We start from the raw sequence: 13,457 nt of genomic DNA, 5'->3' as shown, positions 1-13,457 counted from the left end.
TTCTTGACGAAGTGTCTTTTTGTGTAAGCTAACTTAATTTCCATTTTCCGTACAGTATCTTGCAATTTATCATGGATATACTAACTGTGAAAATTCATGTCATGATAAAAGAAGGGGACAGTTAGTATGAAACAAACATCTATAAATCCGTTGTTAATTGTTCTAGGTACAATCATTGTTCAAATTGGCCTAGGAACAATTTACACATGGAGTTTATTTAATCAACCCCTTGTAAGTAAGTTTGGATGGAACCTCAATTCAGTCGCGATCACTTTCTCAATTACGAGTTTTTCTTTATCATTCTCAACTCTATTTGCAGGAAAGCTACAACAAAAATTTGGACTTCGTAAACTGATCGCTACAGCTGGAATTGTTTTAGGACTCGGTTTAATACTTAGTTCACAAGTTTCCTCATTACCATTACTTTATTTATTAGCCGGTGTTGTCGTTGGATATGCTGATGGAACAGCATATATTACATCACTATCTAATTTAATTAAATGGTTTCCAAACCGTAAAGGGCTTATTTCTGGTATATCTGTTTCAGCATATGGAATGGGTAGCTTAATTTTTAGATATGTAAACGGAAATCTTATCGATAGTCTTGGTGTATCACAAGCATTTTTATATTGGGGTATTATCGTCTTACTTTTAGTATTAATCGGATCGTTCTTCTTACGTGAAGCAATTGTAAGTAACACCGCAACTGAAACATTACACAATGACTATACTCCGCGTGAAATGATGCGAACTAAACAAGTATATTTCTTGTTTTTCATGCTATTTACTTCCTGTATGGGTGGTTTATATTTAATCGGTATGGTAAAAGACATTGGGGTGCAGCTCGTTGGTCTTAGTGCAGCGACTGCCGCTAATGCCGTCGCAATGATTGCAATCTTTAATACAATAGGTAGAATTATTCTTGGAACGTTATCAGATAAAATAGGTCGATTAAAAATCGTCTCTGCTACATTTATTATTATTGGATTGTCCGTCTTCACTTTAAGTTTCATTCCACTAAATTACGGGATTTATTTTGCTTGTGTAGCAAGTGTTGCCTTTTGCTTTGGTGGTAACATCACCATCTTCCCAGCAATTGTGGGAGACTTCTTCGGATTAAAAAACCATAGTACAAACTACGGGATTGTTTACCAAGGTTTCGGATTTGGTGCACTTGCAGGATCATTCATTGGGGCACTACTTGGTGGATTTCAACCAACCTTCATTACAATCGGTGTTCTATGTGTTATATCTTTCGTTATCTCTATAGTAATCCGCCCTCCAAATGCAGAAAAGGAGAAGGAAATCAAATCGTTAAATCGAAAAATAGCTTAATGCTAAGAAAGAGTCCTTATACTAGGGCTCTTTTGCTTTACAAAAAAATGTATAAATAATGGATGACATTCAAAAAATCTAATTTTATCCTTGTACTCATTTCATAATCTAACATTAAAGAAGATAGGACATTCCGATTATTAAATTGAATAAATAATGTAAAGGGGCGTGATAGTTAAAATGCAAATAGTAAAGCAATGGGTACAAGAAGATAGTGATTACATAAGAGAAAAAGTAATTGAATATAACCAAAAACAACTTTCAAATGAAGAAAAAACACCTTCAGAAAAGATTAGTTTTATAGTGAAAAATGAAAAAGAAGAAATAGTAGGAGGGATAACGGCAATCACATTTTGGCACCATGTACATGTTGACTTCCTATGGGTTTCTGAAGAATACAGGCACGAAGGTTACGGAAGCAATTTAATGAATCTTATTGAAGAATTTGCAATTAAAAAAGAATGTAGGCTAATCAAATTAGATACTTTTAGTTTCCAAGCCCCTAATTTTTATAAGAAGCATGGGTATAAAGTGATAGGGGTAAGTGAAGATCATCCTAAAGGACATAATCATTACTATTTAGAAAAAAGGTTGTAAAAAACGTACTGAATTGAATTTATAGTTGCTATTGTTTGATATTCTTTAAACGAATCGATTATTTTAACATATAGAGGGCGTATTTTGATTAATTTTTTCAAAGCACGTTCTTTTTCTTTTGTAAGTTTATGTTTTGTGAGTTTATGAATAGAAATTCATTTCCTTTTGTGAATAAAAACAATTTAATGATAGAATGAAACGAAGACAGAAAATTCTTATCATTAAAAGGGGTTACATATGAAAAAAGTAAATGTTACATACGCGCTTCTATATGATGAAACTCATGAAAAGCTATTAATGGTTAAAAACAAAGGGAAAAATGGTTCTTATTACACTTTACCAGGTGGAGCAGTTAAATTCGGTGAAACGTTAGAAGAGGCAGCAATTCGTGAAGTGAAAGAAGAAACAGGGCTAGATATATCCGTAAAAGGGGTTTGTTCCATTAGTGAAGCCTTTTTTGAGGAGAGAGGACATCATGCAATCTTCTTTAATTTTTTAGGAGAAATAATCGGAGGGGAAATCTGTATATCACGGCCAAAAGAGATTGAAGAGATTACCTGGATGGAATTGGATTCAGCAGAACCTTATTTACGTATACCAGAACACTTAAAAAGCCTTTTACAAAAGAAAGAAACAGTTCCTTATATTTTTAATGGAACTATTATTCATCAATCTTCATAAAGATAGTATTTCATTTAAGGCGGGGGAAAAATGGAGTTTATCGTTAATCACAAACACTTTACACAAGCTCTTTCAGAAGTAAGTAAAGCTATCTCAGCAAAAACTTTAATTCCTATATTATCCGGAATTAAAATAACAGCAGATCAATTTGGAATTACTTTAATCGCAAGTAATTCGAATATTTTCATTGAAAAATTCATACCTATTTCAATTGAAGACGAACAAATTGCAACTATCTTTAAAGCCGGAAGTATTGTTGTACCTGCAAAATATTTCATTGAAATTATTAAGAAAATGCCAAGTGATACAGTAATAAAAAGCATGAATAAGCAAATGATTACAATTCAATCTGATGAAATTACTTTAAACTTGAATGGACTCTCGGCGAACGACTTTCCAAATGTACCATTTATAGACGAACATGCAGAAATACAAGTAGAAACGGAACAGTTGATTGAAATCTTTAAACAAACTGTCTTTGCAGCTGCTAAAAATGAATCTAGACCCGTTCTTACTGGCGTACATTTCGTTATTGATCATAACAAATTAATTTGTGCTGCTACTGATTCGCACAGACTGGCTTTACGTGAAATAACCATTTCTTCACATGCGAAATTGAATTGCGTTGTACCAAGTTCCACTATTAGTGAATTACTAAAATTAATGAACAGTAATTCAAATTTAGTATACATATATCTTTCAGAGAGTCAAATTATCTTTAAATTCGGTACAATTACATTGTATTCAAGGCTTATTGAAGGGAAATATCCTAATATATCCGGCCTAATTCCAAATGAATCCCAAACGGTTATTAATATAGATAGAAAACAGATTTTACAAGGTGTAGATCGGTCAAGTTTATTAGCTAGTGAATGGGCAAACAACAACGTTAACTTAGAAATCATTGACGAATCCACAATACAAATCTCTTCTAACGCTTCTCAGATTGGTAAAATATCCGAGACACAACAAATAGATGCTATTCACGGTGAAAAGCAATTAAATATATCTTTCGATGGACGATATATGGTCGATACTTTAAAAGCAATAAAAGAAGATAGAGTTACTTTAAGTTTTGGTGGTTCCATGAGACCGATATTAATTGAAGCAGGTGAACAATCTGCAGCAATATATTTAATATCACCTGTTAGAACTTATTAAGAACAAAGTAAGGAATTAAATTATGTACAAGCACACTTTATGTTTTATAAAAAGAAATGAAGAACTACTTATGCTAAATAGAGAATATGATCCTGTAAAAGGATTATGGAACGGTGTAGGAGGGAAGATAGAAAAAGGAGGAACACCGTTAGAAAATGCAATTCGTGAAATAAAAGAAGAAACAAATATAGATGTTGAACAAAATCAAATTGAAACATCACATGGGAAGTTTGAGAAGTTTATAAAGAATACTTTATAGTAAATATTTGTTTTAAGTGGGGAATATATAAGAAGGAGGAATTCACGAAAAAAGAAAAGCTTTTATTTTGGATATATACCACTAGTATGATTATTATATTATCCTCAATTATTTATTTAGCTTTTGCAGCATCTAGTAAAAAAGATACTCTTACTCAATTTAAAAAAGCTCCAAATATCCCATTAACTATTCAAGATTTAAACCATCTAGAAGACTCTACAGAATATTGGACTAAAGAAAAGATGAAAAATGCAATTCCAGTAGATATAAGAGAACTCCAAAATAAGTGAATTAACAAAAAGCGAACCTATTTAATATAGTTCGCTTTTTGTTATGATTATACTTCTCGCCACCAATCTGAAGTAGGATAATCTTTAGCTTTCAACGTAATAGATTCACCTATTTGCGGCGTTGCAATATTAACCCCTAAACGATTTGCTTCTTTCGTAACTCGCTCAATTGGATCACTCCATTCATGTAATGATAATGTAAAAGCACCCCAATGAATAGGAACAAGCAATTCTCCTTTAACGTCAATATGAGCTTGTACTGTTTCTTCTGGCAACATATGAATTGCAGACCATCTCGTATCGTATTGCCCGCATTCCATTAAAGTAAGATCGAATGGACCGTATTTATTACCAATTTCCTTAAAGTGCGGAGCATATCCACTATCACCACTAAAGAAGACTTTCGTTTCTTGACCAAGGATAACCCATGAACACCATAACGAACTATCTCTATCTGTCATACTTCGTCCAGAAAAATGCCTTGCAGGTGTACAAACTAATTTAATATTATCAAACGTAATTTCATCCCACCAATTATGCTCACTAATTTTACTAGGTGAAACACCCCATTTAATAAGAATAGAATTCATTTAGCAGCAGCTAAAACTAATATTATGTATTTGTAAATTGTTTTGTTTAAGTAAATTCTTTCTCATACACAACAAAGAACGTACGTTTCGTTATACGTTATAGAAGCAGGTAGGTAACTAATTATGCAAAAGGAGCATACTAAGGTTTTTAATTTGAGATTATTAAAGGGTACTTATTTTTATTTATAGAACATAGTAAATACATAGATTTTACAATTAACTTATTTAAAAAGAAGGGCTGTAATGATGCTTGCTAATAATACCCCAGAGAAAATACTGCAAACAGCTTATGAGACTAAAATGATTTCATCTGGAGATAATTCTCCAACTATAAAAATAAGTGAAACAAATCTTCAATATTTACTTGTTATGCTTCATCTTAGAATTGAATCAAATACTATAAAAACAGTACTAAATTGGACTAATGAAGAATTTGAAAAGCACATTTATTTATTAGAATTAGAAGGCTTATTGAAAAGGACAGGAGAAGGCTACTATCCGACGTGTATGGTTATAACAGCTTATGAAGAGGATAAATTGTATAACCTATGTAAACCTCTAATTAAGCCTACACTTAAAATGATTGAGAAATATTCTAATCAAATTGATATTATTTCTAAAAGAATTGAAACATTTAATCATTTACCTAAAGAATCGTATAGTCTATTACTTTATAGTGGTGTGTTACTAGATTTTGGACAAATAGATAATATTGAAGAAAACTATTTAGAAACGGAACGACCTTTGAGAAATGAGAAAAGATATTATTATGCGATCCAAGAACAGGCACAAACAGACATAGGGGCATTCGGGATGTATGGTAATACGTATTTTGATTTAGGAGAAGTTCAAATTGGCCTTTATGGAAACACGCGATATTCAACCTTAAATTTAATAACAGCGAATAAGGAAATACTTGAAGAACATTTTCACGATGCTATTACTGATATTAATTACGCGAAAAAGCAATTAGTAAAAAATTTTGTAGCAGTAGATAGTCAAATAGACTTAAATTTAAATGTATTTTACGAAAAACTAGGCTTAAATCAAAATGCACAGCCTATTATTCCAGTTTTTAAAACAACCGACTTATCTATTCTTAGCGAAATCGCTAACACAATTAGTGAAGAATTAATCTTATTGTTAAAGGAAAATGATCAACCTCTTAAAGAATATTACGTAAGCAGCAGATACTCAATGGAAATAACCTATGAAGAATTTTTTATATGGTGGTATCACTTTTTCTATACAAAAGTAACTGATGAATTAATAAAACAAGACGTAATTAAAAGCAGCTCTCGAGGGAATCAAACATATATAACTCTTTAAACTGTATGTAGAATTTAACTTCACATTGTAGCAGGAGGATACGTGTATGGCTGTTATATGCTTAGTTAGGCACGGGGAAACGGAGTGGAATGCTATTGGAAAGCTCCAAGGTCGCGAGAACATTAAGCTAAATAAACAGGGTAAACAACAAGCTGAAAAATGCGGTCTATATTTACGTGAAAAACAATGGGACATTATTATTTCTAGTCCTTTATCAAGAGCAAAGCAAACAGCTGAAATCATAAATACATACATGTTAATACCAGTAAACCTTATTGAAATGGAGAATTTTATAGAACGCGATTATGGTATGGCTCCAGGATTAACGACAGAAGAGCGAACGCAAATGTTTCCAAATCGTAATTATATAAATCAAGAACCAAGAAGATTTCTAAAAACAAGAATTATAACCGGTTTGAATATAATCCAGAAACAACACCCAAATAGTAAAGTTATTTTAGTTACTCATAGCGCCGTCATAAACACAATTCTTGCTCTTATATCCAATAATGAAATAGGCTCAGGAAAAACAAAACTTTTTACTGCTTGTATCAGTAGCATCTATTACCATCAAGAACAATGGAAAATAAGTGAATACAACAAAATAGATCATTTGTGAACAGATAATAGTTCAGAAAATAATTAGAATTAATATATAAAGAAAATACGATATTAAAAGGAGAGAAGTACATTGCAAAAGAAATTTATCAATCCGAAAACTTTGCCAGCAACTTTAGGTTACTCACATGTAGTCGAAGTTAGTAACGCTACACGAACAATTTACATATCTGGGCAAGTAGCAATTAATGCTGATGGTCATATAGTCGGGAATGGAGATTTAGGTACACAAACGCGCCAAGTATTTGAAAATATTAAAGTAGCATTAGAAGCTTCAGAATTAAATTTTAATGATGTAGTAAAATTAATATTTTTCTTGACGGATATTTCTCAAATGGCCATTGTTAGAGATATTCGAGATCAATACATCAACACAAACAATCCACCAGCAAGTTCAGCTGTAGAAGTTAACAAATTGATTAACGATAAATTATTAATCGAAATCGAAGCAATCGCTGTAGCAAACTAATTTAAAAAAACTTATTCTTAATCATATCAACGCAATTCGTTCACTTTAAAAGAATTGCGTTTTTTATTAACTAAAATATAAATTATACACGGAAACATTCTTATCAATAACACAACGTGAACAACTTAAAATAACAAATAACCACACAATCTATAACAGATTATTAACCCAATTAAAAAGGGGAGCCTAACAATCATAATTAACATATGATAAGTTTATTACTCTTTTCTAGTTAACATAATATATATTATACAAAGTTGTATAGAGTAAGTGTTTCTCTGTATCAAAAACCAAGTAAACTATACTTAATGAGATGAAAGGGAGATTTTTAATGAGATTTATACTAAATCGAACTTAAATGCTTTTTTACGTTTTTATCACTTAATTTATATTTAATCCGTTCATAGCAAATCCGAACTTAAAATTCATGAGTCGTTCTATTTACAAACACAAAAAAATTTTACGTAACAATATATTTAAAACAAAAATTTAAAATTGATTAAAGTGTTTTTATTACTAATAAATTTCCCACTGATTGATTTATCATTTTTAGCTACATATATGATTTGCTACATGTTACATTATTTTTATTTATTTCATATCATCGCTTGACTTTTATTATGATTGCTATCTTTTAACTTAGTTAACATAATTAAATATTATCAAAACAAAAATCATCCTAACTGTTAGGATGATTTTTTAGCACTTAAACATATATACACCAATAAATCGGGTCCTTTTCCCTATTTAAACATAAGTAATGCTCTAAATTGTTATTTTAATAGCAATCCCAATTGTAAATAACATTGGAAAAATCTAGGTTTAATAAATCTTCCTTGCGTATAAAGAAATTAGCAACACCAGAATCTCCCCACATAATATTTAATGAATTGTCTGTATCAATTTGCATCAATAATATATCGTGTTGTTGGTATTTTTCTTCCCATTCCCTCGGATCTGTCTGTGTGAAAAATGGATAACCACCAATTTTATGTCCTTGATCTTCGCATAAATCATCATACAGTTCGCCTAATTCTGTATTGTTTTCTTTATCAACAATTTCTTCCCAATCAATGTTATCATTAAAAATCTTTTCGAATCGATAATCTCTTGATGTTACTGGTTGATAATCCAATTCAAACTTTAGTTTCGCTGCTTCGGGTATGATAAAATCCTCTAATTCTAATGTGTTTAAGTAACTAAAATCCGTAATAACCTTAGTTAAATCTTCTGTAATTGTAGAATGAGAAATAATTCGAAAGTCTTTTTGGCTTGTTGGATGATCAAAATCTGCTCCAAAAAGCTCATCATCAGCACTTACGAAAAATTGTAACATGCCCTTTTGAGGCATATATTCAATATGCGGAATTTCTTCAAGGTTTAACTGCGCAAGTAACATCATAGGTTGGCCATTAGAGTCTTTAGGATGCTCTTGATTTATAGGTAAATACGGATATCCACCAAACTTACTTTCAAAAAGGGTTGTCTCTGCTTGCGTTCCAGACACTTTAATATACGGTTTCACACTTTCTTCTAAAATACTACGATACTGTTCTAGTTCTTTCGGAATTTGAAGTTGATACGTATTTTTCACAGCTTTTACCTCCCTTTAGTAATGAATTGAAAACACCTAACTTAATTATATAGCAAGAGATAGCTTGATTGAAAATTGTTAAAAATCCGTTTTCACTCTCATTTTTTGCGCACTTGGCGGACAAAGTAAATTATGTTCTATAACTTTTTTATTTATAGTTCGAATTAAATCCGCTGCTTCTGCTGTATTTGTATTTTCTTTTAGTCTTTCTTTTAAATCGTCAATTTCTTTTGAAAGCTCAATCCACCTAGGTAAAACATGATTATTTGCCAAAGTTCTATACAGTTGCTTTTCAGGATTGTACGAAAGGTCTTTATCAAGATTAAGAGGTTTCCCTTTACCAGGTAAATCATTAAAAGCTCCTTTCTTTTCTGCCTGTTTAACAATAGAACTAATATGATCCTCATACGTGAATGACCAAACTTTCTCATCTTTCACTAGAATTTCTTGTTTTTTTAGCTTTTTATCTAACTCATCTTGATTCATAGATTCATTCCTCTTTTCATTTTATAGTGTTGTTTTTGAATACTTTAATGTCCTCAATCCACCAGGTAGCTTTTTACGCCACCAAATGCCATCGTGACCGCCTTTAAACTCTTCATAAATGGTTTTGTATCTTTTTTCTTTTAAATCTTTATAGAGACGTCTATTCACCGTTAAAAGAGGTTCGTTTTCAAGTTTTCCTGATTTCGTATGAAATTGAAGATGAAATGTATACTGGTTAGCCGATGTAATAAGAATTTCTTGAAGGTGTGAAGTGCGAGAATAATCATGTGGTGTATAAAGATGAATCTTACGTGTATTATTTAAAATTGAACTATAGAAAGAATATGTTTAAAGCTTGCTGTAAAGTGATAGCTATTTAATTTTGATATGAAGAATATAAGAGCCTTGCTACATTTTATTTGTAATAAGGCTCTTTAAAGTTGTTTAATTCTTATTGCACTAACGCATCCTTTTAAATCGGTTATTTATTAGAAAAATTATCAATTGCTTGAATAGCTTGTTCCAACGCTTTTATTCTTCTTTCTAAAAGTGTTCTTTGGGGACTACCAGCCTTTGACTTATCATAAAACTTCTCGATTGATGGCAGCAAACCAGTAATGACATTACGAGCTTCTGCTAACTCTTCCAGGGTGTAATGAGGGGTTCTTTGATTCCAAACGTTTTCTAGCATTGCTAAGCCGATGCAAACAGCTTTCAGTCGTTTCTTTACTAAAGTAGTATTTGCGCCTTTTTGAGTCATCTGCGACAAAGCATTTTCTAATTTATTGATTGTTGATTGTAAAGATTTTATTGATTCCAATTTATCTACATTTGATACGTTTTCCATTTTAGTGCTGTCCCTTCTTCGTTTCTAAATTATTTTGTTTAATGTTTGATAAAATCGTTAAGAACTTGATTTTACTCGAAATATTTTAACATAAATAACTATATTCAAGTTGGACAATAACTTAAAGGAAAACGGCTACTAAACTTATCATCCCTCCCTTACATCATTCTATATGTACTTCTTTCTTCTCATTAGAATTCCTATATAAACAAGTTGGAAATATTGTATATTTTATGAACCAAAAAACGCACAAGTTATTTAACCTGTGCGTTTTCGTCTTTATTCAGTAAGGTAGTAAAGTAACAGTTTCCGAGCCTTCTCATAATTCATAAAATCTCTATGCAAAATAGGATACTTCACAATTTCTGTTTCTAGAAAACGATATTGTGGAAACCATTCGAAAAATGATATTCGTAGCCACCTTAATTGTTGAAATGTAATTTTCTCTTCGTTTTTATTAAGTACATAACTTAAAGGTCCTGCTGTATGCATCCAATAATAATTTAAATCGGCATTAATACAGTCATCTTCTGTAAATGTATTTTTATAGTCTTTCTGCAATTTTCGTGTGTCACGATAGGGAAATGGCTTATGCAGAGGACTATGCATTTTCTGTAATTCATTAAAAATAACCTTTTTTCCTAATAGCAACGTTCCACCCCTTTATTTCTCCATCCAATTCAATAAGTTTTCATAATGATATTGAGCATCCTTATACCCAAGATTATATAAATTAACGAGCTTTTCTTTATTTCTCTCTATACCGCTTATAGGAAGTTGTATACTTGGCTGAATTACATAAAAATTATCTTTTTGTTCGTTGTGATTCATATAAGATACAGTTTCATTATAAAAACGATAATGTTCTACTAAAAGTTCTGCGATTTTCGGATATCTTCTATATAAAATTTTAGACAGTCCAGAAAATTTATTCCGCTGCTTCTCGTATCCTTCTGGCTTTGTCATAATAACAACGTTCTTTTTATAACCATCATTCTGTGCTTTGAAAACTGGAATAGGATCTATAATCCCTCCATCTAACAGTTTTCGATTATCATATTCTACAGCAGGTGCAATAAATGGCACAGAGCTTGAAGCACGAATGATTTTCAAAATATCATTTCCATGTTCTGTTTTATTATAATAAACTGCCTGTCCCGATTCGCAATCAGTCGTTCCGATTACAAACTGTTCATTTGAATTTAGGAAAGTTTGAAAATCGAACGGTACAATTTTGTTTGGTACTTCATCAAATAAAAAATCCATTCCAAATAATTCACGTTTTCGAATTAAGTTTCGATAAGATATATACCTGTGATCTGCTACTAGCTCTGTATTTACTTTCTTATTTCTTCCTTTTTGACGTGACAAATATGTTGCTCCCATACACGCTCCAGCGGATACACCGACTACATACGGAAAGAATAAGCCCCTTTCCATAAAATATTCGAGTACTCCTGCAGTATATAACCCTTTCATTCCGCCGCCTTCTAATACTAAACCGATATTCTTCATGCTTAATCCCTCTGCTTCTGTTTTCTTAATTACATGTTAGCACAAGATTTTAGGATGAGGTTATATAAATTAATTGCAACAATAACGAAACACTATTGAACTTATGTCATAATGTCTTATCCAATAGCATGGTACAATATAAGAAACTCATTCCACATATTATAAAGGAGGAATTTCATATGGGTTTATTTAGTGGTATTTTAGGAAATGCATCAAGTGCGAGTACAGAAAGCGTTGAACGTGATTTAGAAAAGATTATGCTAGATGATGAGAAAGTTGAGCATGCTTATAAATTAATTCGTGATTTAATCGTATTTACAAATCGCCGTCTTATTTTAGTAGACAAACAAGGAGTAACTGGTAAAAAAACAGAATACCATTCTATCCCTTATAAAAGTATTACACAATTTAGTATTGAAACAGCTGGGCATTTTGATTTAGATGCAGAGCTTAAAATATGGGTGTCTAGTTTGAGCACGCCAATTACGAAAGAATTTAAAGGTGATGATAGCATTTTAAGTATTCAAAAAGCGTTAGTAACATATACGACGAAATAGTTTATTTTTTGTATATTTATTCACATTAGAAATTACTAACCCGAACTTTTCGGAAGAATATACATTAAATTTGTATATTTAATCTAAAACGATACAAAAAGGTAAAGCATTTGAAATGTGCTTTACCTTTCTTTTTTATAATAAATTAATGTTGCTTTATCATTTAATTTCTTTTTAAATTCCGCTTTTATATATCCCATCTTTTCGTATAGAAAACAATTTCGTTCTTCCTCTAAAATTGTAGCAAGCTCCCAAGTCGTTATTTCCGGAAACATCTCCTCGATTAAAATTAATACTTTTTGAGCAATTCCGTTCCCTTGATAGTTTGGAATAATAAACATAGGGCTGATCCAAAATTTAGATGCTTCTTCTTTACGTGATATACATATCGCTCCGACAAGATTCGTATTTACGAAAATTTTATAAAATCCACCGTCCAGATTATTTATTCTTGAAATTGTTCTTTCAATAAGTTCATTTGCTGGACTTGTTTCATAGTCCTTATACTTTTCTAATAATGAACTAAATGATTCTACTTGCATTCGAAATATAATCTCTGCATCAATTTCTGTCGCCTTCTCTAAGGTTACCAATTTAAACGCTCTCTTAAAGAAGTAATGTGAGCTGTATGATGACGACCGTGCCATGCATATAGTCCAATTGCAGCAGCAAGTTTTTTTTCTCCTGATTCAGGATGATTAAATGTCTTTTCTAAATCTGCCGGTTCTAAAGAATATAATAAGTTAACCCATCTTTTATGTAATGAATCTAGCATTACAAGTGAAACATCTACTGGTAATTTTGAGTCAGGTAGCTCTGCCCATTTTTCTTCTTTGTACGGTTTAATAGTTGGATTCTTTTCTGTCAGTGCTAATTTAAAGCGTATGTAGCTATTCATATGACTATCAACAACATGATGAACGACTTGACGAACGGTCCATCCACCAACGCGATACGGTGTATCTAACTGCTTCTGATCTAAATCTTTTATCGCTCTTGCTAGTTCATTAGGTAAATCCTCAATTTCTTGAATCCATTTATCAATTATTTCTTCTGTAATAGTGCCTACATAAGTAAATTGGCCTATTGGATAACGTAAATCCTTCATGTACATGTCCCCCTATTATTT

General features: G+C 31.4%; 15 protein-coding genes and 3 pseudogenes. 10 read left to right on the top strand and 8 right to left on the bottom strand.

The window, feature by feature from the left end:
• Positions 1 to 126: 126 nt before the first annotated feature.
• From NSQ47_RS07580 to NSQ47_RS07555, 6 genes and pseudogenes are all read left to right on the top strand, one after another.
• A complete protein-coding gene (locus tag NSQ47_RS07580; protein ID WP_002161621.1) occupies positions 127 to 1,335 on the top strand; it encodes an L-lactate MFS transporter in 1,209 nt (402 codons plus the stop codon).
• Positions 1,336 to 1,515: 180 nt separating this feature from the next.
• The gene (locus tag NSQ47_RS07575) at positions 1,516 to 1,932 is read left to right on the top strand and encodes a GNAT family N-acetyltransferase (RefSeq protein WP_016104977.1); all 417 of its coding nucleotides are present in this window, start codon (positions 1,516 to 1,518) and stop codon (positions 1,930 to 1,932) included.
• 237 nt (positions 1,933 to 2,169) lie between these two features.
• On the top strand, positions 2,170 to 2,613 hold the full coding sequence (locus NSQ47_RS07570; protein ID WP_002147574.1) for an NUDIX hydrolase: 444 nt from the start codon (positions 2,170 to 2,172) through the stop codon (positions 2,611 to 2,613).
• Between the two features lie 30 nt (positions 2,614 to 2,643).
• Complete coding sequence (gene dnaN / locus NSQ47_RS07565; RefSeq protein WP_341036508.1) at positions 2,644 to 3,774, top strand: DNA polymerase III subunit beta; 1,131 nt, start codon at positions 2,644 to 2,646, stop codon at positions 3,772 to 3,774.
• Between the two features lie 22 nt (positions 3,775 to 3,796).
• A pseudogene (locus NSQ47_RS07560) lies at positions 3,797 to 3,988 on the top strand (NUDIX domain-containing protein); the annotation flags it as partial.
• A 131-nt stretch (positions 3,989 to 4,119) separates the two neighbouring features.
• Positions 4,120 to 4,323 (top strand): hypothetical protein, encoded by a 204-nt coding sequence (locus tag NSQ47_RS07555; RefSeq protein WP_078182359.1) that lies wholly within the window; start codon positions 4,120 to 4,122, stop codon positions 4,321 to 4,323.
• Positions 4,324 to 4,370: 47 nt separating this feature from the next.
• Here NSQ47_RS07555 and NSQ47_RS07550 read toward each other — a convergent pair.
• Positions 4,371 to 4,901, bottom strand: a pseudogene (locus NSQ47_RS07550) (MBL fold metallo-hydrolase); the annotation flags it as partial.
• A 258-nt stretch (positions 4,902 to 5,159) separates the two neighbouring features.
• Here NSQ47_RS07550 and NSQ47_RS07545 point away from each other — a divergent pair.
• The 3 genes from NSQ47_RS07545 to NSQ47_RS07535 all read left to right on the top strand — a co-directional run bounded on the left by NSQ47_RS07545 (position 5,160) and on the right by NSQ47_RS07535 (position 7,329).
• Complete coding sequence (locus NSQ47_RS07545) at positions 5,160 to 6,242, top strand: hypothetical protein (protein WP_341038218.1); 1,083 nt, start codon at positions 5,160 to 5,162, stop codon at positions 6,240 to 6,242.
• A gap of 46 nt (positions 6,243 to 6,288) precedes the next feature.
• Positions 6,289 to 6,861: a histidine phosphatase family protein gene (locus tag NSQ47_RS07540; protein ID WP_341036505.1), complete on the top strand. Its 573-nt coding sequence runs from the start codon at positions 6,289 to 6,291 to the stop codon at positions 6,859 to 6,861.
• 72 nt (positions 6,862 to 6,933) lie between these two features.
• Complete coding sequence (locus NSQ47_RS07535; protein WP_341036503.1) at positions 6,934 to 7,329, top strand: RidA family protein; 396 nt, start codon at positions 6,934 to 6,936, stop codon at positions 7,327 to 7,329.
• Between the two features lie 778 nt (positions 7,330 to 8,107).
• Here NSQ47_RS07535 and NSQ47_RS07530 read toward each other — a convergent pair.
• The 5 genes and pseudogenes from NSQ47_RS07530 to NSQ47_RS07510 all read right to left on the bottom strand — a co-directional run bounded on the left by NSQ47_RS07530 (position 8,108) and on the right by NSQ47_RS07510 (position 11,771).
• Positions 8,108 to 8,923: a YwqG family protein gene (locus tag NSQ47_RS07530; RefSeq protein WP_341036501.1), complete on the bottom strand. Its 816-nt coding sequence runs from the start codon at positions 8,921 to 8,923 to the stop codon at positions 8,108 to 8,110.
• A 78-nt stretch (positions 8,924 to 9,001) separates the two neighbouring features.
• A pseudogene (locus NSQ47_RS28200) lies at positions 9,002 to 9,694 on the bottom strand (DnaJ family domain-containing protein); the annotation flags it as partial.
• Positions 9,695 to 9,890: 196 nt separating this feature from the next.
• The gene (locus NSQ47_RS07520; protein WP_341036498.1) at positions 9,891 to 10,256 is read right to left on the bottom strand and encodes a hypothetical protein; all 366 of its coding nucleotides are present in this window, start codon (positions 10,254 to 10,256) and stop codon (positions 9,891 to 9,893) included.
• A 279-nt stretch (positions 10,257 to 10,535) separates the two neighbouring features.
• Complete coding sequence (locus tag NSQ47_RS07515) at positions 10,536 to 10,907, bottom strand: YxiJ-like family protein (RefSeq protein WP_088078630.1); 372 nt, start codon at positions 10,905 to 10,907, stop codon at positions 10,536 to 10,538.
• Positions 10,908 to 10,919: 12 nt separating this feature from the next.
• The gene (locus NSQ47_RS07510) at positions 10,920 to 11,771 is read right to left on the bottom strand and encodes a patatin-like phospholipase family protein (protein WP_341036497.1); all 852 of its coding nucleotides are present in this window, start codon (positions 11,769 to 11,771) and stop codon (positions 10,920 to 10,922) included.
• A 179-nt stretch (positions 11,772 to 11,950) separates the two neighbouring features.
• Here NSQ47_RS07510 and NSQ47_RS07505 point away from each other — a divergent pair, with 179 nt between their 5' ends.
• Complete coding sequence (locus NSQ47_RS07505; RefSeq protein WP_341036496.1) at positions 11,951 to 12,328, top strand: PH domain-containing protein; 378 nt, start codon at positions 11,951 to 11,953, stop codon at positions 12,326 to 12,328.
• A 122-nt stretch (positions 12,329 to 12,450) separates the two neighbouring features.
• Here the strand turns inward: NSQ47_RS07505 and NSQ47_RS07500 are convergent, their stop codons facing one another.
• Complete coding sequence (locus NSQ47_RS07500) at positions 12,451 to 12,975, bottom strand: GNAT family N-acetyltransferase (protein WP_070139359.1); 525 nt, start codon at positions 12,973 to 12,975, stop codon at positions 12,451 to 12,453.
• Entirely contained in the window at positions 12,915 to 13,436 is a 522-nt protein-coding gene (locus NSQ47_RS07495) for a YfiT family bacillithiol transferase (RefSeq protein ID WP_002119716.1), read from the bottom strand. Before NSQ47_RS07495 ends, NSQ47_RS07500 begins: the two co-directional genes overlap by 61 nt.
• Between the last annotated feature and the right edge of the window lie 21 nt (positions 13,437 to 13,457).

It is taken from the genome of Bacillus sp. FSL R10-2780 (genome assembly GCF_038006125.1).
GTDB lineage: Bacteria > Bacillota > Bacilli > Bacillales > Bacillaceae_G > Bacillus_A > Bacillus_A cereus_U.
The sequence above is the reverse complement of the archived record's forward strand: the minus strand, read 5'-3'. Positions and strand labels throughout refer to the sequence as shown.